Source organism: Pseudomonas paralactis (assembly GCF_001439735.1).
Taxonomy (GTDB): domain Bacteria; phylum Pseudomonadota; class Gammaproteobacteria; order Pseudomonadales; family Pseudomonadaceae; genus Aquipseudomonas; species Aquipseudomonas paralactis.
This window is the reverse complement of the sequence record NZ_JYLN01000004.1, coordinates 611,331-633,702: the sequence shown is the minus strand read 5'-3', so window position 1 is coordinate 633,702 and position 22,372 is coordinate 611,331. Positions and strand designations below refer to the sequence as shown.

Annotated in this window: 21 protein-coding genes; 15 read left to right on the top strand and 6 right to left on the bottom strand. The window is 61.4% G+C overall.

Features of this window, described 5'->3' with window-relative positions; translation table 11 throughout:
• Positions 1-127: 127 nt before the first annotated feature.
• The 3 genes from TX23_RS14255 (at position 128) to cueR (ending at position 3,174) form a co-directional block, all read left to right on the top strand.
• Entirely contained in the window at positions 128-508 is a 381-nt protein-coding gene (locus TX23_RS14255) for a hypothetical protein (protein WP_057702687.1), read from the top strand.
• A gap of 66 nt (positions 509-574) precedes the next feature.
• The gene (locus TX23_RS14250; RefSeq protein WP_057702686.1) at positions 575-2,776 is read left to right on the top strand and encodes a heavy metal translocating P-type ATPase; all 2,202 of its coding nucleotides are present in this window, start codon (positions 575-577) and stop codon (positions 2,774-2,776) included.
• Positions 2,773-3,174, top strand: a complete 402-nt coding sequence (gene cueR, locus TX23_RS14245) for a Cu(I)-responsive transcriptional regulator (RefSeq protein ID WP_003188242.1) — start codon at positions 2,773-2,775, stop codon at positions 3,172-3,174. The genes TX23_RS14250 and cueR overlap by 4 nt, the downstream gene beginning before the upstream one ends.
• Before the next feature lie 128 nt (positions 3,175-3,302).
• Here the strand turns inward: cueR and TX23_RS14240 are convergent, their stop codons facing one another.
• Both TX23_RS14240 and TX23_RS14235 read right to left on the bottom strand, forming a co-directional pair.
• A complete protein-coding gene (locus TX23_RS14240) occupies positions 3,303-4,202 on the bottom strand; it encodes a PA4780 family RIO1-like protein kinase (RefSeq protein ID WP_003188241.1) in 900 nt (299 codons plus the stop codon).
• 216 nt (positions 4,203-4,418) lie between these two features.
• Entirely contained in the window at positions 4,419-5,696 is a 1,278-nt protein-coding gene (locus tag TX23_RS14235) for an acetyl-CoA C-acetyltransferase (protein WP_057702685.1), read from the bottom strand.
• Positions 5,697-5,801: 105 nt separating this feature from the next.
• Here TX23_RS14235 and TX23_RS14230 point away from each other — a divergent pair, with 105 nt between their 5' ends.
• From TX23_RS14230 to TX23_RS14215, 4 genes are all read left to right on the top strand, one after another.
• Positions 5,802-7,154: a 3-oxoacyl-ACP reductase gene (locus TX23_RS14230; protein ID WP_057702684.1), complete on the top strand. Its 1,353-nt coding sequence runs from the start codon at positions 5,802-5,804 to the stop codon at positions 7,152-7,154.
• Positions 7,155-7,156: 2 nt separating this feature from the next.
• Positions 7,157-8,005 (top strand): MaoC family dehydratase, encoded by an 849-nt coding sequence (locus TX23_RS14225; RefSeq protein ID WP_057702683.1) that lies wholly within the window; start codon positions 7,157-7,159, stop codon positions 8,003-8,005.
• A 301-nt stretch (positions 8,006-8,306) separates the two neighbouring features.
• Entirely contained in the window at positions 8,307-10,094 is a 1,788-nt protein-coding gene (locus TX23_RS14220) for a collagen-like triple helix repeat-containing protein (RefSeq protein WP_082629622.1), read from the top strand.
• Between the two features lie 184 nt (positions 10,095-10,278).
• A complete protein-coding gene (locus tag TX23_RS14215) occupies positions 10,279-11,961 on the top strand; it encodes a ShlB/FhaC/HecB family hemolysin secretion/activation protein (RefSeq protein WP_057702682.1) in 1,683 nt (560 codons plus the stop codon).
• Positions 11,962-12,479: 518 nt separating this feature from the next.
• On the opposite strand, the gene TX23_RS14210 is transcribed toward TX23_RS14215, so the two are convergent.
• On the bottom strand, positions 12,480-12,881 hold the full coding sequence (locus TX23_RS14210; RefSeq protein WP_057702681.1) for a response regulator: 402 nt from the start codon (positions 12,879-12,881) through the stop codon (positions 12,480-12,482).
• Positions 12,882-12,934: 53 nt separating this feature from the next.
• The gene (locus TX23_RS14205) at positions 12,935-13,132 is read right to left on the bottom strand and encodes a Flp family type IVb pilin (RefSeq protein ID WP_057702680.1); all 198 of its coding nucleotides are present in this window, start codon (positions 13,130-13,132) and stop codon (positions 12,935-12,937) included.
• 334 nt (positions 13,133-13,466) lie between these two features.
• Between TX23_RS14205 and cpaB the strand changes: the two genes are divergently transcribed.
• From cpaB to TX23_RS14165, 8 genes are read left to right on the top strand one after another with little or no spacing between them, the layout of a single operon-like run.
• On the top strand, positions 13,467-14,411 hold the full coding sequence (gene cpaB / locus TX23_RS14200) for a Flp pilus assembly protein CpaB (RefSeq protein ID WP_057702679.1): 945 nt from the start codon (positions 13,467-13,469) through the stop codon (positions 14,409-14,411).
• Between the two features lie 19 nt (positions 14,412-14,430).
• Positions 14,431-15,636, top strand: coding sequence for a type II and III secretion system protein family protein (locus TX23_RS14195; protein ID WP_057702678.1), 1,206 nt, complete (start codon positions 14,431-14,433; stop codon positions 15,634-15,636).
• Entirely contained in the window at positions 15,633-16,826 is a 1,194-nt protein-coding gene (locus tag TX23_RS14190; protein WP_057702677.1) for an AAA family ATPase, read from the top strand. The genes TX23_RS14195 and TX23_RS14190 overlap by 4 nt, the downstream gene beginning before the upstream one ends.
• Positions 16,823-18,094: a CpaF family protein gene (locus tag TX23_RS14185; protein ID WP_057702676.1), complete on the top strand. Its 1,272-nt coding sequence runs from the start codon at positions 16,823-16,825 to the stop codon at positions 18,092-18,094. The genes TX23_RS14190 and TX23_RS14185 overlap by 4 nt, the downstream gene beginning before the upstream one ends.
• Before the next feature lie 8 nt (positions 18,095-18,102).
• A complete protein-coding gene (locus TX23_RS14180) occupies positions 18,103-18,984 on the top strand; it encodes a type II secretion system F family protein (RefSeq protein ID WP_057702675.1) in 882 nt (293 codons plus the stop codon).
• Between the two features lies 1 nt (position 18,985).
• The gene (locus tag TX23_RS14175) at positions 18,986-19,873 is read left to right on the top strand and encodes a type II secretion system F family protein (RefSeq protein WP_057702674.1); all 888 of its coding nucleotides are present in this window, start codon (positions 18,986-18,988) and stop codon (positions 19,871-19,873) included.
• 10 nt (positions 19,874-19,883) lie between these two features.
• A complete protein-coding gene (locus tag TX23_RS14170; protein ID WP_057702673.1) occupies positions 19,884-20,609 on the top strand; it encodes a tetratricopeptide repeat protein in 726 nt (241 codons plus the stop codon).
• 10 nt (positions 20,610-20,619) lie between these two features.
• Positions 20,620-20,889: a DUF3613 domain-containing protein gene (locus TX23_RS14165; RefSeq protein ID WP_057702672.1), complete on the top strand. Its 270-nt coding sequence runs from the start codon at positions 20,620-20,622 to the stop codon at positions 20,887-20,889.
• 115 nt (positions 20,890-21,004) lie between these two features.
• Here the strand turns inward: TX23_RS14165 and TX23_RS14160 are convergent, their stop codons facing one another.
• The gene (locus tag TX23_RS14160; protein ID WP_057702671.1) at positions 21,005-21,790 is read right to left on the bottom strand and encodes a response regulator transcription factor; all 786 of its coding nucleotides are present in this window, start codon (positions 21,788-21,790) and stop codon (positions 21,005-21,007) included.
• A gap of 123 nt (positions 21,791-21,913) precedes the next feature.
• A complete protein-coding gene (locus TX23_RS14155) occupies positions 21,914-22,363 on the bottom strand; it encodes a prepilin peptidase (RefSeq protein WP_057702670.1) in 450 nt (149 codons plus the stop codon).
• Between the last annotated feature and the right edge of the window lie 9 nt (positions 22,364-22,372).

Genomic DNA, 22,372 nt, shown 5'->3' with positions numbered 1-22,372 from the left:
GTTACGTCCAGTCTCAAGCTTGCCATGATGGAAAGGTCAAGTTTCAAAAAAAACGGCCGGGCTGGTATTCGACGGCAACGTCGGCCAAGCTTCAACTTTCCTTGCTGTAAACCATGGAGCATTCGCCATGCGCTGGTCGTTTTTTGCCCTTGCCGGCCTGATGAGCTTATCTGCCGCTGCGCCCCAGGCCTTCGCCGCTGAAGATTATGCGGTGCTGATCATTTCCCGCGAACGCCTGGAAGTACCCACCAATTGCGAAATCGGCCTGTATCTTCAGGACCAATTGGCCGGACGCCTGTTCCAGGAACAGTCCACCTCGTTCAATCTGCCCGCAGGGAACGTGTCGCTGCGCCTCAAGCTATTGCCGAGTCAGGCCCCGGGCTGTCAGCCAGGGTTGCTGGCACCCGCGGCGCAGAACATCACGTTGAAAGCCGGTGATGTACGTAAATTGCGTATTGCTCAGGGCGCTGATGGCATGTACCTCAAACCCGCCGCATTGGAATACTGAAGACGCTTGACCTTCCCCACAGGTTAAGGTTGATCCTAGTGGCAACTTCTTCTGGAGGACTGCCCCATGAATGGATCCACCACATTTGACTTGCCCATCGGCGGCATGACCTGCGCCAGTTGCGCCGGCCGCGTCGAACGCGCGCTGGGCAAAGTGCCGGGGGTGCAGCGCGTCAGCGTCAACCTGGCCAACGAACGCGCCCATATCGAAGTGCTCGGCCAGATGGACGCCAGCGTATTGATCGCCGCCGTCGACAAGGCCGGCTACACCGCCACCTTGCCCCAAAGCGAAACCGCCACCGAAGCCGACCAGGCCGGGCGCCTGCGTCGCGAGCGCTGGGCGCTGGTGGCGGGGATTGTGCTGGCGTTGCCCCTGGTGCTGCCGATGCTGGTAGAACCCTTCGGCTTGCACTGGATGCTACCGGCCTGGATACAGTTTGCCCTGGCCACGCCAGTGCAGTTTATTTTGGGTGCACGCTTTTATGTCGCCGCGTGGAAAGCCGTGCGCGCCGGCGCCGGTAACATGGACCTGCTGGTGGCGATCGGCACCAGCGCCGGCTACGGCCTGAGTATCTATGAATGGCTCACCGCCGCCCCGGGCGTGACGCCGCACCTGTACTTCGAAGCGTCAGCGGTGGTCATCGCCCTGGTGCTGCTGGGCAAATACCTGGAAAGCCGCGCCAAGCGCCAGACCGCCAGCGCCATCCGCGCCCTTGAAGCCTTGCGGCCGGAACGGGCGATCCGCGTGCAGGACGGCCGCGAAGAAGATGTCGCAATCAATGCCTTGAAGCACGGTGACCTGGTGCTGGTAAAACCCGGCGAACGCTTCCCGGTGGACGGTGAAGTGGTGGAAGGCCAAAGCCATGCCGATGAAGCGCTGATCAGCGGCGAAAGCCTGCCGGTGCCAAAACAGCCGGGCGATCCGGTTACCGGTGGCGCCATCAACGGTGAAGGCCGCTTGTTGGTACGCACCCTGGCCCTGGGCGCGGAGAGCGTGTTGGCACGTATCATTCGCCTGGTCGAAGACGCCCAGGCCGCCAAGGCGCCGATCCAGAAACTGGTGGATAAAGTCAGCCAGGTGTTTGTACCGGCCGTGCTGGTACTGGCACTGATCACCGTAGTGGGCTGGTGGTGGTATGGCGCATCGCTGGAAACCGCGATCATCAATGCGGTTGCCGTGTTGGTGATCGCTTGCCCTTGTGCCCTGGGCCTGGCCACACCGACCGCAATCATGGCCGGCACCGGCGTCGCCGCACGCCACGGTATTCTGATCAAGGATGCCGAAGCCCTGGAACGCGCCCATGCCGTAAGCGCCGTGGTGTTCGACAAGACCGGCACCCTGACCTCCGGCGCACCGAAGATTGCACACCTGGCGGCAGTTGATGGCAATGAAGCCCTGTTGTTGCAACAGGCCGGCGCCTTGCAGCGTGGCAGTGAACACCCTCTGGCCAAAGCCGTGCTGGATGCCTGCCAGGAGAAAGGTCTGAACGTGGCCGATGTAAGCGCCAGCCAATCCCTGACCGGGCGCGGCATTGCCGGTACGCTGGACGGTCGGCCGCTGGCCCTGGGCAATCGACGCCTGCTGGAAGAAACCGGCCTGGATGCGGGCGATTTGGCTCAGCGCGCCAGGGAATGGGAAGCCGAAGGCCGCACCTTGTCCTGGTTGATCGAGCAAGGTGCGCAACCGCGCGTGCTGGGCCTGTTTGCGTTTGGCGACACCCTCAAGCCCGGCGCACTGGAGGCGGTGCAACAACTCAAGGCGCAGCACATCAGCAGCCACCTGATTACCGGCGATAACCACGGCAGTGCGCGGGTCGTTGCGCAGGCGTTGGGGATCGATGATGTGCACGCCGAAGTCCTGCCTGCCTACAAAGCTGCCGCCGTTGCCGAACTGAAAAAAACCGGTGTGGTGGCCATGGTGGGCGACGGCATCAACGATGCGCCGGCCCTGGCCGCTGCCGATATCGGCATCGCCATGGGCGGCGGCACCGACGTGGCCATGCACGCCGCCGGTATCACCTTGATGCGCGGCGACCCGCGCCTGGTGCCGGCGGCCCTGGAGATCAGCCGCAAGACCTACGCAAAAATTCGACAGAATCTGTTCTGGGCCTTTGTGTATAACTTGATCGGCATTCCCCTGGCCGCCTTCGGCCTGCTCAACCCGGTGCTGGCTGGCGCGGCCATGGCCTTGTCCAGCGTCAGCGTGGTAAGCAACGCACTGTTGCTGAAAACCTGGAAACCCAAGGACTTGGAGGATCAACGCCCATGAACATCGGCCAAGCCGCCCGCACCAGCGGGCTGAGTGCAAAGATGATTCGCTACTACGAATCCATCGGCCTGCTGAAAACGGCCCATCGCACCGACAGCGGCTACCGGGTGTATGGCCACGACGACCTGCACACCCTGACGTTTATCAAGCGCTCGCGGGACCTGGGGTTTTCACTGGAAGAGGTCGGCAAGCTGCTGACCCTGTGGGAAGACCGACAACGAGCCAGCGCCGACGTAAAAGCCCTGGCGCGCCAGCACATTGACGAGTTGAACCACAAGATTCGCGAGCTGGGGCAACTGCGCGATACCTTGCAGGACCTGATGGAGCACTGCCAGGGCGATCATCGGCCCGATTGCCCGATACTCAAGGAGTTGGCGGCGGGGAACTGCTGTGCCTGACTGGACAAACACAAAACCAAATGTGGGAGCTGGCTTGCCTGCAATAGCATCACCCCGGTGTCACTGATACACCAAGGTGTCTGCATCGCAGGCAAGCCAGCTCCCACATTGGAACGCGCCGTTGTGAGTTACTGCATCCAGGGCGGCGGCGGTGGCTCGTCCGGCACTTTGCTCGGAGGCGCATCGTCTGCCGCGCGAATCGCCTGGCGACGCTCTTCGTCCAGCCGCGCCGCTTCGATTTCGCGGATGACACCGCCCACGTCCGCCAGCTCTTCCGGTTCGTCGAACTCACCGGTCAATACACTGGCCGGGTGCAAGGTGCCGGCTTCGTACAGCGCCCACATTTCCTTGGCGTACTTGGTCTTCTTCAGCTCCGGGGCAAAGCGCCCGAAGTAGGAAGCCATGTTCCCCACGTCCCGCTCCAGCATATTGAATGCGTGGTTGTTGCCCGCCGCATCCACGGCCTGAGGCAGGTCGATGATCACCGGGCCCGTTGGCGTGAGCAGTACGTTGAACTCCGACAGGTCACCATGCACCAGGCCAGTGCACAACATCAGCACAATCTGCGAAATCAGGAAGGCGTGGTATTCGCGCGCCTGGTCCGGGTCCAGCACTACGTCATTCAGACGCGGCGCCGCATCGCCGTACTCGTCGGCCACCAACTCCATCAACAGCACGCCTTCAAGAAAGTCGTACGGCTTGGGCACGCGAACGCCCGCACCGGCCAGGCGGAACAGCGCCGCCACTTCGGCGTTCTGCCAGGCATCTTCGGTTTCTTTCTTGCCGAACTTGGAGCCCTTGGCCATGGCTCGCGCCTGGCGACTGTTACGGACCTTACGGCCTTCCTGGTATTCGGACGCCTGACGAAAACTTCGTTTATTCGCCTCCTTGTAAACCTTGGCGCAACGCAATTCATTGCCGCAGCGCACCACATAAACAGCTGCTTCTTTACCACTCATCAGAGGGCGCAGCACTTCGTCGACCAGACCGTCTTCGATCAGGGGTTCAATGCGTTTAGGAGTCTTCATCAGCTTTTATTGTGGGTCCTGTATTACCAAACACGCGTGTGGCACTCGTTATACGGCAATCGGCTCGTTGGAGGGAGAGGCTACCGCAATTTCCTGCAGGAGCGAGCTTGCTTGCGAAGAACTCAAAGGCAACGCATTTATCCAGAATGCACGCGTTATCGTTGACGTCTTTCGCGAGCAAGCTCGCTCCTACAGGGGTTACTCGTCAAGCCTCTTTCATCGTTCAATGATTGCTGTCACACCCTGGCCGCCCGCAGCGCAAATCGAAATCAACCCCCGCCCTTTACCCGCCGCGTCCAACAATTTGGCGAGGTTGGCAACGATGCGCCCGCCGGTGGCGGCAAACGGATGGCCCGCCGCCAACGAACTGCCCTTGACGTTGAGCCGGCTGCGATCGATAGCGCCCAGCGGAGCATCCAGGCCCAGGCGTGTCTTGCAATAATCGGCGTCTTCCCACGCCTTGAGCGTGCACAACACCTGGGCAGCAAAGGCTTCGTGGATCTCGTAGTAATCAAAGTCCTGCAAGCTCAGGCCGTTGCGAGCCAGCAAGCGCGGCACCGCATATACCGGCGCCATCAACAGGCCCTCGGCACCGTTGACAAAATCCACCGCCGCCGCTTCGCCATCACGCAGGTACGCCAGAATCGGCAGGCCACGTTCCTTGGCCCACGCCTCGCTGCCCAGCAGCACCAGGGAGGCCCCATCGGTCAGCGGCGTGGAGTTGCCGGCGGTCAGCGTGCCCTTTTCGCTGCGCTCGAAGGCGGGCTTGAGGCTGGCGAGTTTTTCCAGGGTCAGGTCCGGGCGCAGGTTGTTGTCACGGGTGAGGCCGAGAAACGGCGTGAGCAAATCGTTGTGCCAGCCTTCGGCGTAGGACGCGGCCATCTTCTGATGGCTCTCCAGCGCCAACTGGTCTTGCTCGGCACGCGGGATCTGCCAGGTCTGAGCCATCAGTTCGCAGTGCTGGCCCATGGACAGTCCGGTGCGCGGTTCACCGTTGCGCGGCAACTCGGGCTTGAGGTGCTGGGGGCGAAGTTGTAACAGAACTTTTAATTTGTCCGCCATGGACTTGCTGCGGTTGGCTTTGAGCAGCAGCTTGCGTAGCCCCTCATTCACCCCAATCGGTGCATCGGACGTGGTATCCACCCCACCGGCAATGCCGCATTCGATCTGGCCCAAGGCAATTTTGTTGGCCACCAGCAGCGCTGCTTCCAGGCCCGTGCCGCAGGCTTGCTGGATGTCGTACGCCGGGGTCTGCGGCGACAACCGCGAACCGAGCACGCATTCGCGGGTCAGGTTGAAATCGCGGGAATGCTTGAGCACCGCGCCGGCGGCCACCTCGCCCATGCGCAGACCGTGCAGGTTGTAGCGCTCGATCAGGCCCTCCAGGGCGGCGGTCAGCATCGCCTGGTTACTCGCCGTGGCGTAAGGGCCATTGGAACGGGCGAAAGGAATGCGGTTACCGCCAATAATCGCCACTCGGCGCAATTGAGTCATGAAAAGCTCCCTCTGTCGGTTATGGGCTTGATCACTGAGCCTAGTCGAACGACTGCTACCCTGGGATGGTCAACCCTTTGAACCCCAGCCTTCGGAGAGCGTTCCATGTCTGACCGTTATATCGACTTCGCCAACTCAAGCCTCGGCCATCGCCTGGTCGCCGCCATTGGCCTGCCGTCACCGGTACGCCTGGAACGCTGGCAAGCCGGACGCCTGCGCCCGGTCGAAGGCGCACTGTTGCTGGGCGGCGGCGCGTTGACCCACAAGGTGCTGGCGTTTGCCAATCGGCTCACCGATGCGGTTTACAGCTACGGCGCAGAAGCCTCAACGGCATCCGCGTGGATTCCGGGGCATGGCCCCAGGCTCAAGGCAGTGGTGTTCGACGCCAGCGACTTGAAGCACACCGACCAGCTCAAGCAACTGCGTGAGTTCTTCCAGCCGTTGCTGAAAAACCTCGACCACAGTGCGCACCTGGTGATCCTCGGCCGTGCGCCGGAAAGCCTCAGCGACCCGTTTGCCGCCAGCGCCCAGCGCGCTCTGGAAGGCTTCAGCCGCTCGCTGGCCAAGGAACTGCGCAGCGGGGGTGTGTTGCAGTTGCTGTATGTAGGTGACGGGGCCGAGGACCAGTTGGAGGGCGCGCTGCGGTTTTTCCTCTCGCCCAAAAGCGCTTACATCTCGGGCCAGGTCATTCGCCTGTCAGCCTGCGACACCCCGGTCGAAGACTGGACGCGTCCACTGGCGGGACGCAAGGCGCTGGTCACGGGCGCCGCCCGGGGCATCGGTGCATCCATCGCTGAAACCCTGGCCCGGGATGGCGCCGAGGTGATCCTGCTCGATGTGCCCCAGGCCAAGGCTGACCTCGAAGCACTGGCCGCACGCCTGAATGCGCGTACGCTGGTGCTGGACATCTGCGCCGAAAACGCCGCCAGCCAGTTGGTTGAACACCTGCCCGACGGGCTCGATATTCTGGTGCACAACGCCGGCATCACCCGCGACAAAACCCTGGCCAACATGACCCCGGAGTACTGGGACGCGGTGCTGGCAGTGAACCTCAATGCCCCGCAAGTGCTGACCAAGGCCCTGCTCGACAGCGGCACCCTGCACGACAATGCGCGGGTCGTGCTGCTGGCCTCCATCAGTGGCATCGCCGGCAATCGCGGGCAAACCAACTATGCCGCGAGCAAGGCCGGTTTGATCGGCCTGGCCCAGGCATGGGCGCCCCTGTTGAAGGAGCGCGGGATCAGCATCAATGCCGTGGCACCGGGCTTTATCGAAACCCAGATGACTGCGCACATCCCGTTTGCCCTGCGCGAGGCCGGGCGACGCATGAGTTCACTTGGCCAGGGCGGCGTGCCACAGGACGTGGCCGAAGCGGTTGCCTGGCTCGGTCAGCCGGGTTCTGGCGCGGTCAGCGGCCAGGCACTACGGGTGTGTGGGCAAAGTCTTCTGGGAGCGTAAGCATGCAATGGCAAACCTTGGACAGCACACCGTCGCTACTCCCGCTGTACTGGCGTGCAGCGCTCAAGCGCAAGATCACCGGCAGCACCTTGCCCGAACGCGGCTGGCGCTGTCGGGTCCACGTCGATCCCAAGGCCGTTGCGGCGTACCGCAAGGTCTGCGGATTTACTGACAGCCCGATGCTGCCGGCGACTTATCCGCACATTCTGGCGTTCGGCCTGCAATTGCAACTGTTGACCGACAAGGCGTTTCCGTTTCCGCTGTTGGGGCTGGTCCACTTGAACAATCGCATCCGGATTCATCGACCTCTGGGCGGCGTGGGCGATGTGAGCATCGGCGTGTACGCACACAACCTTCAGCCCCACGCCAAGGGCGCGACCTTTGACATTGCGACCGTGGTCGAAGATGCCCTTGGGCTGCTATGGGAAGCCCAAAGCCAGATGCTCTGCCGGGGCGTGAAGCTTGAAGGCCAAGCGCCGAATAACAGCGTGCTGGCCCCAGGACCTCTTAATGAACTGACACGCTGGAAAGCGCCCACCGATATCGGTCGCCGCTATGCCCGGGTGTCCGGTGATTACAACCCCATCCATCTCAGTGCGCCGACGGCCAAGCTGTTCGGGTTTCCCCAAGCCATCGCCCATGGGCTGTGGAACAAGGCCCGTACCCTTGCAGCGCTGGGGGAACATCTGCCGGCCGCCAATATTGAAATCGACGTTGAATTCAGAAAACCCGTGCGCCTGCCCAGTGAAGTGATCTTGCGGAGTAGCGCAGCCGGTTCCAGTGGTGAATGGGAACTTAAAGGGGTGGGCGACCTTCAGCACATGGTCGGAAAGTGGCAACCGATTGCATGAAAAACACTGATTAATTGTATATATACATCCAAAGTTATAGCGGACCTTACGAGGTCCGCTATTTTATTCAACGCTTTGATTTTAATAATTTAAATATTCTTTAACATCCTTGCCCTACACCCTTTGTATTAGTCGCTAAGTCAACGAACGCCCGGGGTATATAAATTGTTAATACCAAGTTGAGCGTTGTGCGAAAGAGCGCCATGACCTGAGATAGCCCCACGGACAAACTTATTGCTGCCCCAAGAAGTAGCGAAGGTTTGAAACAACCCAGGTTGTACCAGGTGCAAGGAACTCAATCATGAAAACTCAAGTCGTGTTTTGGAAGGCAAGTACTGCGTTGGCCCTGATTCTGGCGATGAGCCTCGGCGGTTGCAGCAGCGGTGGTGGCGGGCATAAATCCAGCGTGGCAGAGTCCTCGCCGGATGCTGGCGCAGGTGCGGGTACAGGTGGCGGTGACGGCGGCACGGGCGGTGGAACTGGAGGAACTGGCGGTGGCACCGGCGGGACTGATGGTGGCACTGGCGGCACAGGTGGCGGCACTGGCGGCACAGGTGGCGGCACTGGCGGCACAGGTGGCGGAACTGGTGGTACTGATGGCGGCACTGGCGGAACTGGTGGGGGCACCGGCGGAACTGGCGGCGGCACCGGCGGGACTGGCGGCGGCACCGGCGGGACTGGTGGCGGCACCGGCGGGACTGGCGGCGGCACTGGCGGGACTGGTGGCGGCACCGGCGGGACTGGCGGCGGCACTGGCGGTACCGGCGGTGGTACCGGCTCGACAACCACCCCGCTGGTCACTGGCCAGATCGCCGGGACCCTCGGCACTACCGTGGGCAATGTCGGCACAGCGGTTGGTAACCTTGGCTCCACCCTTAATGGTGTACCTATCGTCGGCGGCACCGCTGGCGGCCTGGTGACCTCGGCGGGTACTGCTGTGACCAGCATCGGTACCGGCGTGACCACCGGCTTGGGCTCACTGGGCACCAATACCAACTCCCTGGGCACGACTGTGGCAGGCGTCGGTAATGGTGTTGCGGACTTGGGCGGCGGCCTCTCGACCACCGGCCAATCGCTGTCGACTACCCTCGGCGGTATACCCGTCGTCGGCGGCCTGACAGGAGGTGCAGGCACTGCCGTCGGTGGCGTAGTGGACAAAGTCGGCACCACGGTGACCATGCTCGGCGATACGCTCAGTACTGCCAGCACCACCGGCCCATTGGGCTCATTGACCAACACCCTGGGCGGCAAAGTCCTGGTACCTGTGGTATCGCTGGTGGAAAACACCACCGGCAACCTCGGCACGGCAACCGGCCTGGGCACTCCTGTCAGCGGTCTGCTGGATAAAGTCGGCTCCACCGTCACCAGCCTGGGGACTCAAGTCGCCAGTACTGGAGGTACCGGTAACCCTGTCACCACGGTGGTCGGCAGTGTGCTGACTGGCGTTGGCGGCACCCTCGACAAGTCTGGTGGCTATGTCGCCCCAACCGGTGGCACTGCGGCTCCCGGCATTCCAGAGCTGGTCGGCGGCCTGGTCAACAACGTCGGTACCGGCCTGAATGTCGGCAACACCAACGGCACGATCAGTGCAGCAGGTGTGACCGGTGGCGCGCTGGGCAATACCATCGCTTCCGTGGGGACTGTGCTGGGTGGTACAGGTGTCGCCAACACAGGCGCCACGGCACCGGTAGCGGCCGTGGCAACCAATGTCGGTGCAGCGCTTAACCCGGTCACATCCGGTGTCACCGCGCTGACACAGAACATCGGTACTACCACTGGCGTTGGCGCCCCGGTCAACGGCCTGGTGACGCAAGTGGGCGGTGCTGTCAGCAGCGTAGGCACCAACCTGACTGCCGCCAATGCCAACCCGATCACCAACGCAGTGGGCACCACCGTAACCGCTGTCGGCAACACTGTAGGCTCGGTGGGTGGCTTGGTCACCGGCGGCACCACTGGCACCAGCAGCGGCCTGCTCGGCGGCTTGAACATCGGCGCCAGCACCTCGACTACCGGTACTGCGACTACCACCGGCGGCACCACAGCCACGGGCGGTCTGGGCGGTTTGTTGAACGGTCTGACCGGAAAATAGAAATGCACCTGGCCGATTAGACGGCCTCCCCTACAGCGCCTACGCTTGGTTGAGACGAGAGACCCTAAATAAGTCTCTCGTCTTTTTTATGGGCGGCGCCTTGTAATGAACCGCCGCCCTCCCGAACCGAGTCCCAGAACCCGGCGGGCCCGAAGCGCTGCTGCAGTTGACCATGGAGTGTCCTATGCGCGTATTAACGCCGTTGTTAATGCTAACCCTCAGCGCTTACGCCCAGGCCGAGCCCCTTCCCAGCTTTTTGAACAGCAACGACACCGTCCGCACTTTGCCGACCCCCAACCTGCCCGCCGATGCCTATCGCCCGACCACGCCGCAAACCCAAGTGCCTGAAGCGCCACCGACTGCCGGGCAACCCCTGTTGATGGACACCAAGGTCACTATCCGCAAGCTGCAAATCGAAGGCGGCACCGTCTACCCGCTCACCGAGACGGCCCAGGTTTATGCACCGCTGATTGGTCGGGAGACCAACCTCGCGCAATTGATCGAAGCAACCCGTGGCATCACTCGCCGCTACCAGGAAGACGGTTACCTGCTGTCCTACGCGTTCCTGCCGCAGCAGAATTTCGAAAACGGCCTGGTCCGCGTCGTCCTGGTGGAGGGTTACATTAAGGACTACCAGCAAACCGGCGACATTGGCTCAGTGTCGGCCTACGTCGACAAGCTGGCGCAAAAGCTGTTGGCCGAACGCCCGCTGACGCGCAAGACCTTCGAGCGCTACACCACGCTGATGAGCCGTATTCCCGGCCTGACCGTACAAGCCCAGGTACCGCCGCCCGGCACCACCGACGGCGCCACGCACATGCAGATCCAGGCCAGCCGCAAACCTTTCACCACCAGCATGAGCCTGGTGCAAAAAAGCCGTGGCGGTACGCAAGCCTTGCTCAGCGCCACCAGCAACTCGCAAACGTTCATGGGCGAACAGTTGACCGTCAGCGGCCTGTTCCCGCCCGGCGAGGACAAGGAGCATTACTACCGGGTGGATTACAACCAGTTCATCAATGCCGAGGGTACCCAACTGGCACTCGCCGCCGAGCGTTACCGCGCCGATCCCAACAGCCGCGTGCAACTGGACGGCGGTTTCGAGCTCAAGCCGCACCAGTCGATCGATCGCTACTCCATCGGTCTGAGCCACCCGTTTATTGCCTCCCCCACCGAATCATTGACCCTGGGCACACGCCTGTACGGGGTGGACCAGACCACCCGTTACAAGCTGGTGGGCTACCCGCTGAGTTTCGACATCGAATCCAACCTGCGCGCCCTCGCTTTTGAAGGTGATTGGCGCAAGGCCGACGCACGCCGGTTACGCATCATCAGCGGCGGCCTGTACCAAGGCATCGACGGTTTAGGCGCCAAGGCGCGCAGTGACCTGGACGTGGCAAAACCGGACCTCGATTTTTTCCGCCTGCGCCTCTCCGGCGTGCAAAGCGACAAGTTCTTCGATAACTGGCAAGGCGTGCTTTCAGGTGCGTTGTACTGGAGTAACAACACACTGCCCGACAGCGAACGTGCCACCTTCGGCGGGCAAAATTTCGGGCGTGGCTACCCTGACGACCAGGGTTCGGGCGACAAGGGCTGGGGCGTGGCGTACGAGGTCAACTACAGCTTCAACCGCGCGGGCAACTGGGTGAAGGTCTTGCAACCTTACGTAGTGCTCGACCGCGCCAAGACCTGGTTCAACGACCTGCCGGTCAAATCCAACGACATGTCCTCGGCGGCGGTGGGGTTACGCTTTGGCGATAACAAGTACTACAACATCGCTCTGGAAGCGGCCAAGCCGATGTCGGATGTGGCGCTGGACAGCTTTAATCGACGGCCGCGGTATACGCTGAGTTTCAGTTATCAGCTCTGAAGAGGTTGATGCGTTGACCATTTGTTGGATCAGACCGGGTACATATCCATTGCTGCGGTAACGGCTGCTATGGGTTCCGCCCTTACGGCGGCTCACTTTTGAAAAGCCGGAATGCCGGCCCAGGCAAAAGTAAGCAAAACGCTCTTGCCCCACCACTCGGCACCTCGCTTAGGCTCGGTGTGCCCGTAATCCGCCATGGATTCCGGCCAGCGTGGTTTGACGGGGCGCTTAAGATCAAAAGCAGATCAAGATCAAGAGCGGCTCGCTTCGCATCGTGGTTACTGCTGGCTGCTACTAAGTTGTGTAGAGCTCATCGGGGGCAGGCCCTAATGTCAGTCAGTTAAGCGTACATCGCCCTCTGTAGGAGCGAGCTTGCTCGCGAAAAACCTCAACGATAACGCGGGCTTCATGAATGAACGCGGCGCCTATGAGTTTTTCGCGAGCAAGCTCGCTCCTACAAAACCTAATCAGCTCAATACCTGTCAGCTGTCAGGCAACACTCGCATTGGATCCAACGATCAAGAGGGCTTCGAGCGGGGAAACAAACTATCCAGCGTATCAATCAAACGCACCAGATAGATCGGCTTGCGAAACAGATCCAGCACCTGCAAGCGCAGCATATCGCTGACATCATCCATCTCGGCATGACCGGACATCACGATCACAGGCAAATGCGAGCGTGAGGTGTGTTCGCGCAGGCGCTTGATCAAGGAAATGCCGCTTTCCTCGGGCATACGCAGGTCGGTGATCACCAGGGCGATATCGGGATTAAGTGTCAATTCTTGCAGCGCGAAAGTGACGGACGTGGCGGTATAGCAGACGAATCCCTCGTTTTCGAGGGATTCGGCCAACTCGATCAGCGCATCCTCCTCGTCGTCCACCAACAGGATTTTCTGGCGGGATGACGAGGGGTGGCTCATGGGCAGTACCTGATTAAAAGAAGCACCAGAACAACAACCTGCAGCAATTATCGTTATGCCGCAGCCGGCAGCCCATCAGACACTTGTTGGAACACACCTTTTATCTTATCTCCAATCTCAGTGCCGAACGTGATGATAGCCAACGCAACTAGCGCCACAATAATCACATACTCAATGGCCGATGCCCCGTCTCTGCGACGCAGAAATAACTGGGCATGAATGTAAAACTTCAAGAACAGGTCAAGGATCATACGCCTTCTCCTTCATGCGCCAAAAAGCGCCGCTACAGCTGGCCCGCACAATGATTGCCGTGTGCCACTAGAGCATTGTCAACATTTTTAACACTCACAACTGTAAGAACGCATTAATCACAAAGTATTAGTCGCCTTAGACACGCCGTAAAACCTGTATTTACAGGGGTGCGCTTGAACTTCAGATAAATTTTGCGTTCGGTAATGGCATTTCGTCCTAGCTGAGCTACCTTCAAATAGCCAAATCGTTAGTTGTTCATCACAGCCAAGTTGCGAATTTAACTCGTTTGAAGTGACGGGATAAAAGCCGTGCAACAGGATAGGGAGAGCCGTCATGAACAGTCGCATCAGCATGGTCCTGGCGGGTTTGCTGCTTGTTGGAGCCTTGATTGCAGGGTATTGGGGCCTGGTGCTTAGCCGCCCTCCCGTACCGGTAGCGGCTCCATCGCAGAACCCTGTCATTTCTGTTGAAAAAACCGTCGCCGCCGTCGAAGACCAGACCCGCCAGCCGGTGGTGGTGCTGGTAAATGCGGTGCCGCCTTTCGTTGCGCTCACCGCCGCTGATGTCGCCGTGGAAAAACTGCGTACCGTACCGGCCGGCAGTCTGACCAGCCTCGACCAGGCCATCGGCCGCACGCCTTTGCGCGCCCTGAGTGCCGGCACCTGGCTGAACGAAGAGAGCTTCACCGCCGGTGGCCCCCTGGCCCGTATGATCCGCGCCCATGAACGCGCTCTGGCCGTGGCTGTGGATGAAGTCATCGGTGCCGGCGGCCAGTTGAGCCCCGGCGATTACGTGGACGTATTGCTGTTCCTGCGCCAGGACAACGCCAATGCCGAGCAGTCGGCACAGGTGGTCATCCCGGCAATTCGCCTGCTCAGCGTCGGCGATCAACTGGGCCTGGCCAACGACGGTCAACCCGCAGTGCCGCCACCGGCCACCGCCGAAGAGCGCGCCCAGGCGGCGCAGCGCCGTACCGCCGCGCGCAGTGTTGTGTTGGCAGTGCCCGAAGCGTTGCTGAGCCGGCTGATGCTCGCCTCCCAGGCAGGCACCTTGCGCCTGGCCGTACGCAGCGCCGACGAGCAACTGCTCAGCCGCTACTGGGCCGGCGAAAGCGACACCCCGGACAAGGTACAAAGCGCCAACCGCGACCTCTACCAATTCACCCAATTAGCCCTCAGCGGACCGCCGAAGAAAATCGCCCCCACGGTTGCCGACACCGGCCAGCGTCGCGGCATCGAAGTGATTCGCGGCGCAGCATCAGCACCCCAAACCCCCTGATTGAACAAGGATGCCTTGAATGAGCCAACGCTACGCTCAATTGGCCTTGGCCTTGATGCTGCCGTGCTTGCCCGTGGGCATGGCGATGGCAGCACCGGGTAACTGCAACGCCCTGGGCCAACTGCCCGCTGTGGTTGAAGTGGGCGAGGGTTTGCAAACCGAACTGCACTCTCCGGTGGCGATCACGCGCCTGGCCATTGGTGACCCGAAAATCGCCGACGTGCGCGTCAATGGCGAGCGCAATTTTCTGCTGACCGGCGTCGGCACGGGCGCCACCAGCCTGATGGTGTGGACGAGCTGTTCGACCACACCGCGCCAGAGCATGGTGTTCGTCAAGGGCAAGGCCACTTCGGCGCTGACCAGCCAATCCCTGTCGCCCTCCGAAGACCCGACCCTGCCCAGCCAGGTGCAGACCGACATTCGCTTCGTCGAAGTCAGCCGCACCAAGCTCAAGGAAGCCAGCACCAAGATCCTCGGCATGGGCAAAAACTTCTTTCTCGGCAGCCCTGACCTGCTGTCTCCAGCCGAGAGCGTGTTCAAATTGCCGGTGAGCGCTGACAGCTTCAACATCGGTTTTGGCGGTGGGCGGGTCAAGGCATTGATCAACGCGCTGGAAAGCAGCGGCTTTGCCTACACCCTGGCGCGCCCGAGCCTGGTGGCCATGAGCGGCCAGAGCGCGACCTTCCTGGCCGGTGGCGAAGTGCCGATCCCGGTGCCCAGCGCCGGCAGCGATACCATCACCATCGAGTACAAGGAGTTCGGCATTCGCCTGACCCTCACGCCCACGGTCATCGACCACAACCGCATCGCCCTGAAAGTCGCGCCTGAAGTGAGCGAGCTGGATTACAACAATGCGATCCGCATCGAAGGCATTCAGGTGCCGGCCCTGACCGTGCGACGTACCGACACCAGCGTGTCGTTGGCCGACGGCGAAAGCTTCGTGATCAGCGGCCTGATCAGCAGTACCAACCGCTCCACCATCGCCAAGCTTCCGGGCCTGGGCGATATCCCGATTCTTGGCGCGTTTTTCCGCGACTCCAATATCCAGAGCGAAGAAAAAGAGCTGCTGATGATCGTCACCCCGCACCTGGTTCGCCCCTTGGCGGCCAATGCGCAACTGCCCTCCTTGCCCGGCGAAAAACTGCGCAACTATGACCCGAACTGGTTCCGCCTGTTCTTCCTGGAAAACGGCAATTTCGACCGTCGCAGTGGACTTTCCCAATGAGCGATAGCCTGAGCCAGACCTTCCTGGCAATCACCCGCAACAGCACCGATCTGGAATGGCTCCAGGGTGCGCTGGCGCCCCTGGGTCAAGTCATCAGCGTGGGCGGCGGCAGCCTTGACGAACTGCTGGCGCTGGTGGACGTGACCTTCGCCAACCTGGTGTTCGTGGGCCTGGACCGCGAGCACCTGGTGGCCCAGAGCGCCTTGATCGAAGGCGCACTGGAAGCCAAGCCAATGCTGGCCGTGGTCGCCCTCGGCGATGGCATGGACAACCAGTTGGTACTCAACGCCATGCGCGCCGGCGCCAGGGATTTTGTCGCCTACGGTTCACGCTCCAGCGAAGTGGCCGGGCTGGTGCGGCGCCTGAGCAAACGCCTGCCGCCCACCGCGCCCAATGCCCACCTTGGTGGCCTGACCGTGCTCTATGGTGCCCAAGGCAACACCGATGGCGCCCTGCTCGCCAGCCACCTGGCGATGGTGGTGCAACAGAGCGGTCAACAAACCCTGCTGCTCGACCTCGGCCTGCCCAAGGGTGACAGCCTGGCGCTGCTGGGGCTGGAGAGTACGTTCAATTTCGGCGACGCCCTGCGCCACCTGCGCCGCCTCGACACTACGCTGATCAACAGCGCGTTCACCAGCACCGACGATGGCTTGCGGATCCTGGCCTATGCCAACAGCGACGAACCCCTGGAAGTGACCAGCGCCGCCGAGCTGTACATGCTGCTCAGCGCCCTGCGCCAGCACTTCCAACACATTGTGGTGAACCTCACCGGCCAGGCCGACAGCGAAGCGTTGCGCACCTTTGTCAGCCACTGCGACAAGCTGTTGTGGTGCACCGACCAGGGCGTGCTCGACTGCCGCCGTAACCTCGCGGTGCTGAACCTGTGGCGCGAAAAAGGCATGAAACTTGACCACGCCAAGCTGCTTATCGACCGCTATATCAAAGGCTGCGCCCCCGGTACCGAAGCCCTGGAAAAAAGCTTTGGCCTTGAGTGCATCGCCGTGTTGCCCCTGAGCCCCGAAGTGCGCCTGAATGCCAAGAACCAGGGGCAAAGCCTGTTCACCCTGGCGCCACGCGAAGCCTTGACCCAAGCCTTGCGCCAGTTGGGCGAGCGCCTGGCAAAACGCTCCGAGGGCATTGCCAAACCCTCGACGCGTTGGTTCGAGCGCCTGCTGGGGCCCGGTCGATGAACGGCGAAAAACTCTTCGGCGCACCGACTCGCAGTGCGACCACACACAACGATCACGACGGCCTGAAACTGGTGCTGCACCGCTATATCATCGACGCGATCGAAGAGTCCGGACAGAATCTGCTCGAAGGCTCGCGCCAATCCCTGGCGCAATTTGTCATCGACAAAGTGGCCGAATACATCACCCGCATGCACCTGGCGATCTCGCGTTATGAGATGGAGCGCCTGGCCGAAGAAATCGTCGATGAGCTGACCGGCTTCGGCCCACTGGAGGTGCTCCTGCGCGACGTGTCGGTGACCGAGATCCTGGTCAACGGCCCACACCGGGTGTTTATCGAGCGCGACGGCGTGCTGCACCAGAGCGACCTGCGCTTTATCGATGCGCACCATGTGGAACGCGTCATGCAGCGTATCCTCGCGCCACTCGGGCGGCGCCTGGATGAATCCTCGCCGATGGTCGATGCGCGTCTGCCCGACGGCAGCCGGGTCAACGCGATCATCCCGCCAATTGCTCTGGATGGCCCCTGCCTGTCGATCCGAAAGTTTCGCAAGGACATGCTCAAAAGCAGCGACCTGGTGGCGATGCAGACCATCGACCACAGCATCTTCGAATTTTTCCAGGAGGCGGTGGGCAAGCGCTGCAATATCCTTATCAGTGGCGGCACCGGTACCGGCAAGACCACGCTGCTCAATATCCTCAGCCAACTGATCAACCCCCATGAGCGCCTGGTCACCATCGAAGATGTGGCCGAACTGCAACTGGGCCACCCCCATGTGGTGCGCCTGGAAACGCGGCCGCCCAATGCCGAAGGGCATGGCGAGGTCAAAGCCAGCGACCTGATCCGCAACGCCCTGCGGATGCGCCCCGACCGCATCATTCTCGGCGAGATTCGCGGCGTCGAAGTGCTCGACGTGATGACTGCCATGAACACCGGTCACGACGGTTCCATGAGTACCGTGCACGCCAACAATGCCCAGGACGCGCTACTGCGCCTGGAAACCCTGGTGGGCCTGACCGGTCGCGTGGTGGCGGAAAAAACCCTGCGGCAAATGATCTGTGCGGCGCTGGATGTGGTAATCCAGCTCACGCGCCTGCCCGATGGCCGCCGGTGCGTCAGCGAGGTGGTGGAAGTGGTGGGTGTGCGCGACGACGTATACGTCACCAACACCCTGTTTCGCCTGGACCGCCGTACCGGTTTTGGCTTCCTGCGCGAGGCGCTCAACCCGGCCGGCGACAAGCTGCGGCGTGAATCGGCATTGCCATTGTAGAGGGCACCATGACCGGACTTATCTTGCTGCTCGTCTGCGTCCTGCTGGTCAGCCTGTCTATCTGGCTGTTCCAGCGCGGGTTACGCCAGGCCGGCACCGACCGCGTGCTGGAGCGTCTCGCCGATGGCCAGCCGTTGCCCCAGGAACCCAACGGCAGCTGGATCGCACTGGAGCGCATGTTTCAGCGTGCCGGCCTGGGCAAACCTACCGATCGCCTGGGGTTGTGGCTCAGCGGCTGGGTGGTAGCCATGTTGCTCGGTTACCTGCTGGCCGACGGGCTGGGCCTGCTCGTCATGCTGATCATGCCGCCGCTGCTGCTGCGTGCGTATATCGCTTGGCGCTACCAACGGCGGGTGCAGCGCATGATCGAACAATTGCCGCAACTGCTGGACCACAGCGTGCGCAGCCTCAAGTCCGGTCGCACCCTGGCCGATGCCGTGCTGGGCGCTATCGACAGCACCGAGGCACCGCTCAAGCAGGCCATGAGCCGCATCCAGCGCAACGTGCAGATGGGCGTAAGCCTGCCCGAATCCGTCAGTGACTTTGCCGAGTTCTATGAACGCGATGAGTTCCGCCTGTTTGCCCTGGGTTTGAAGGTCAACCACCGCTACGGCGGCAACGCCAGCGAGCTGCTGGAAAACCTGATCAAGATGATTCGCGAGCGTGAACAGGGCGCCCGTCAACTCAAGGCCATGACCGGTGAAACCCGCATGACCGCCTACGTGTTGGCCGGCTTGCCGATCGTCATGGTGGGTTACTTCCTGATGGTCAACCCGGGCTATCTGATGAGCATGTGGAATGACGGCACCGGGCGCTATTTATTGTTGGCCGCGGTGGCACTCGACATCACGGGCACCTTTGTCATGTGGCGCATGTTGCGGAGTATTTGAAATGGCGATTCTGATCAGCATCCTGCTGTTGCTCGCCGCCGTCGCCTTGATCGCCGGCAACCTGCTGGAGCAACGGCGCCGCCAGCGTATGGTCAGCCAGCGCCTGCAAGGCCAACTGAGCCGCGAAGACAAACTCGGCAGCCTGATGCGCCAACTGGGCGCAAGCCAGGTGGCCCAGCGTTCGGTCAGCCTGGACAACGAAACACAGACCCTGCTCAACCGTGTCGGCTGGCGCAAGGCCAACCAGCGCTCCATGTTTGCCGCCTGCCAGGTTGGCGTGCCGATCGTGCTGCTGGGCGTGACCCTACTGGGCCAGCAACTGCTGTTTCCCCATGCCGGCTCGCCATGGATCGCGCCGGCGGTTGCCCTGGGGGTCGGTTACCTGGTGCCCAAGCGCGTCCTGGCCCTCAGCGCCAAATATCGCCAGGAGCGCATTGCTCGGGAAATCTCCACATTCATTCCGCTGCTGCGCATCCTGTTCGAATCAGGCATGGCGGTTGAGCAATCGCTGCGGGTGTTGAGCACCGAAGCCCAGCGTCTGCTCCCAGACCTGACCCACGAACTGCGCCTGATCCTGGCGCGGGTCGACTCGGGCCTGGAGCTGTCCGAAGAACTGGGCAAGACCGCACGCCTGTTGGCGGTGGACGAGTTCACCGACACCTGCATCATTCTCCAGCAATTGATCCACCAGGGTGGTGGCGCGATGAAGTCGCTGCTGGCGCTCAAGCAATTGCTCGATGACCGACGCCTGACCCGCCTGCAGGAATACATCTCGAAAATGTCGGCGAAGATGTCCGTGGTGATGATGGTGTTCCTGTTTCCAGCCTTGCTGATTGTGCTCGGGGGCCCGGCCATGATCGCCATCTCCCGCGCCCTGAATAACTTCTGAGGAGTCTGTTATGAAGCCATTGATTGTCGCCCTAAGCGTGCTGATGCTGGGCGGCTGCGCCAGTAATGGTCAGGCTCCGTGGGCCGGGTTGCTGGCGCCCGGCAGTTGCCCCAAACCCAGCTCGGACCAGGAGCTGTCCCTGAACCTGGCCGATGACATGGCCAACGAGGGCAAGCTGCACGCCAGCCTGGCCAACCTGCAAAACCTGCCCAGTACCCTACCCCAGGTGCGCCAGCGCCAGGCCCGCGCCTATCGTTTGCTCGGCCGCACCGAGGCCGAGCCGTTGTACCGCAGTTTGCTCGGCACCTGCCTGGCCGCCGATGGCGAGCACGGCCTGGGGCAACTGGCGTCGGCCAAAGGCGACAACGGCCAGGCCATGGCCCACCTGCAACGTGCAGCACGCCTGGCGCCCACCGACGAAAAAATCCGCAATGACCTGGGTGTGGTGTACCTCGATCAACTGCGCCTGGAAGACGCACGCTTTGAATTCATGACCGCCATCGAGCTCAAGCAGAGCGATCAACTGGCGGCGGTGAACCTGGTGACCTTGCTGATTTACCAGGACAACTGGGAACAGGCCGCCAAAGTGGTCGGCCAACTCGGGCTGAGCCCCGAACAAGTGACCCAAGCCCAAGCCCGCGCGCAACGCATCAAGGGGGCGAGTGCGGCAACGGTACGTCCATCCAAAGACCAGGTAGCGGCCGTCAGCGACACGCTGCCGGCGTCTGTGAAATAGGGAGTCGATGATGAAATTCCATTACCTCGCCGGCCTTGCACTGCTGGCCCTGCCTTACGCGGCATCGGCCATCGAAGCCGGGCCTTCTTCGCCGCAGCAGGCGGAAACAGAAAACTGGATGGCCCTGCAACTGAGCGGGCGTGCAGCCTCGGCCAACCCGCAAAAGACCACACCGGCAGAGCGCGAGCAGGCGATGAAGCGCTGGCTGGACAGCAACAAGCACCCGATTCCGGAGTTCTTTGATCAGAAGATAGGCGGCACTGCGCAGGGCGGCAAATAACCACTGCAGGAGCGAGCTTGCTCGCGAAGAACGTCAACGATAACGCGTGCATCCTGGGGTAACGCGGTGTCTTGGCGTTTTTCGCGAGCAAGCTCGCTCCTGCAGTAGGGCGATGCTAGTGCGCGGTCACCCGCTGACGCATCGCCGAGTTACTCGGTGATAACGCCAACGCCAACTGGGTACGGTTGTGCATATGGGTCAGGCGCAGCACCTGGGACACGTACAGCTTGACCGTGTTTTCGGTGATCCCCAGTTCACAGGCAATCTGGTAGTTGGTCTGCCCCTTGCCGACCAGGCGCGCCACGTCCAACTGGCGCGGAGACAACTGATTGAAGATCGCCGGGATCTCCACCGGCCCGGCTTCGTCTGCCATCGCCTCGCCGTCGTTGTCCTTGGGCGCCGGGTTACGCCGCACCTTGTCCAGGTCCATATACAAGTCGTTGATGGATTCGGACAGGTACTGCAATTTCTGGTTAAGCGTGCCCAGTTGCAGGTCCTTTTGCCGCTCCTCCAATGCCGCTTCCTGGCGCTTGAGGCCTTCGAGCAATTCATCCAGATTAATTGGCTTCTGGTAGTAATCGGCGATCCCCGCACGCAGGGCCTTGATCACGTCCTGCTTGTCGGCGCGACCGGTGAGCATGATGGCTTCGAATGCACGATGCTTGCCGGCGACGCGTTGCAACGCCTGAACCAGTTCGATGCCGTCCATGTCCGGCATATGCAGATCACACAGCACCAGGCCGATCAGAGGGTCGTCGCTGAAACGCTGGATCGCCTGCTTGCTGGATTCGCACGGGACACAACGGTACCCGCTGCTTTCAAGAAATTCACAGAGCTCCTCTACGATTAACGGTTGATCGTCGACCACGAGCACTTTTATTGCTGATGTAAGCTTGTTCACGCGCTACTCCATGCCTGGCAAGCCAAAGGTTGACCTATCCTTTCTGACGAAAAATCCCACAACCACTCATTAAACGTAGACGTACTTTCTGACTATGTACATAGCATTAATCCACTCGAACGACTAATGGATCCAAAACCAGCTGGCAGCAAAACCTGTCAAAACAAAGGGTGCAAAAGGCTGTTTTGTTGACACTTGCGCCTCCCCTTCAACATGGCTTGAGCTAAGCCATTGATGCATAAGTGTCCAGGCCACCATGGCGATGCCAGCGCCGATCAGCGACCCCAGCAAATACTCGGTACTGGAGGCCAGGCCAAGGGCTGCCAACAACTTCACATCCCCGGCGCCGAAGCGGCCCAGTGCATAGCCCGGCAGGGTCAAGGCCAGCGCCAGCAACAGAGCCATGCCGCCGTCACTGCGCGTAGCACCGAGCCACGTCGAGCCGGCCCAAAGCAGGTAGATCAACGCCAGTAATCCGACGCCCAGGGTCAGCGTATTGGCAATTTGCCGCTGACGCATATCCTGTACGGCGCACAGCCCCAACCACAGCAACATCACTACATTCTGGATCACGTAAAAAAC

Excerpts from the sequence above, each read along its gene's own strand:
- cpaB (WP_057702679.1), top strand. The coding sequence starts at position 13,467 with ATGAACAGTCGCATCAGCATGGTCCTGGCGGGTTTGCTGCTTGTTGGA.
- TX23_RS14230 (WP_057702684.1), top strand. The coding sequence starts at position 5,802 with ATGTCTGACCGTTATATCGACTTCGCCAACTCAAGCCTCGGCCATCGC.
- TX23_RS14185 (WP_057702676.1), top strand. The coding sequence starts at position 16,823 with ATGAACGGCGAAAAACTCTTCGGCGCACCGACTCGCAGTGCGACCACA.
- TX23_RS14195 (WP_057702678.1), top strand. The coding sequence starts at position 14,431 with ATGAGCCAACGCTACGCTCAATTGGCCTTGGCCTTGATGCTGCCGTGC.
- TX23_RS14235 (WP_057702685.1), bottom strand. The coding sequence starts at position 5,696 with ATGACTCAATTGCGCCGAGTGGCGATTATTGGCGGTAACCGCATTCCT.
- TX23_RS14180 (WP_057702675.1), top strand. The coding sequence starts at position 18,103 with ATGACCGGACTTATCTTGCTGCTCGTCTGCGTCCTGCTGGTCAGCCTG.
- TX23_RS14210 (WP_057702681.1), bottom strand. The coding sequence starts at position 12,881 with ATGAGCCACCCCTCGTCATCCCGCCAGAAAATCCTGTTGGTGGACGAC.
- TX23_RS14190 (WP_057702677.1), top strand. The coding sequence starts at position 15,633 with ATGAGCGATAGCCTGAGCCAGACCTTCCTGGCAATCACCCGCAACAGC.
- TX23_RS14255 (WP_057702687.1), top strand. The coding sequence starts at position 128 with ATGCGCTGGTCGTTTTTTGCCCTTGCCGGCCTGATGAGCTTATCTGCC.
- TX23_RS14240 (WP_003188241.1), bottom strand. The coding sequence starts at position 4,202 with ATGAAGACTCCTAAACGCATTGAACCCCTGATCGAAGACGGTCTGGTC.
- TX23_RS14205 (WP_057702680.1), bottom strand. The coding sequence starts at position 13,132 with ATGATCCTTGACCTGTTCTTGAAGTTTTACATTCATGCCCAGTTATTT.
- TX23_RS14165 (WP_057702672.1), top strand. The coding sequence starts at position 20,620 with ATGAAATTCCATTACCTCGCCGGCCTTGCACTGCTGGCCCTGCCTTAC.
- cueR (WP_003188242.1), top strand. The coding sequence starts at position 2,773 with ATGAACATCGGCCAAGCCGCCCGCACCAGCGGGCTGAGTGCAAAGATG.
- TX23_RS14175 (WP_057702674.1), top strand. The coding sequence starts at position 18,986 with ATGGCGATTCTGATCAGCATCCTGCTGTTGCTCGCCGCCGTCGCCTTG.
- TX23_RS14250 (WP_057702686.1), top strand. The coding sequence starts at position 575 with ATGAATGGATCCACCACATTTGACTTGCCCATCGGCGGCATGACCTGC.
- TX23_RS14220 (WP_082629622.1), top strand. The coding sequence starts at position 8,307 with ATGAAAACTCAAGTCGTGTTTTGGAAGGCAAGTACTGCGTTGGCCCTG.
- TX23_RS14215 (WP_057702682.1), top strand. The coding sequence starts at position 10,279 with ATGCGCGTATTAACGCCGTTGTTAATGCTAACCCTCAGCGCTTACGCC.
- TX23_RS14170 (WP_057702673.1), top strand. The coding sequence starts at position 19,884 with ATGAAGCCATTGATTGTCGCCCTAAGCGTGCTGATGCTGGGCGGCTGC.
- TX23_RS14225 (WP_057702683.1), top strand. The coding sequence starts at position 7,157 with ATGCAATGGCAAACCTTGGACAGCACACCGTCGCTACTCCCGCTGTAC.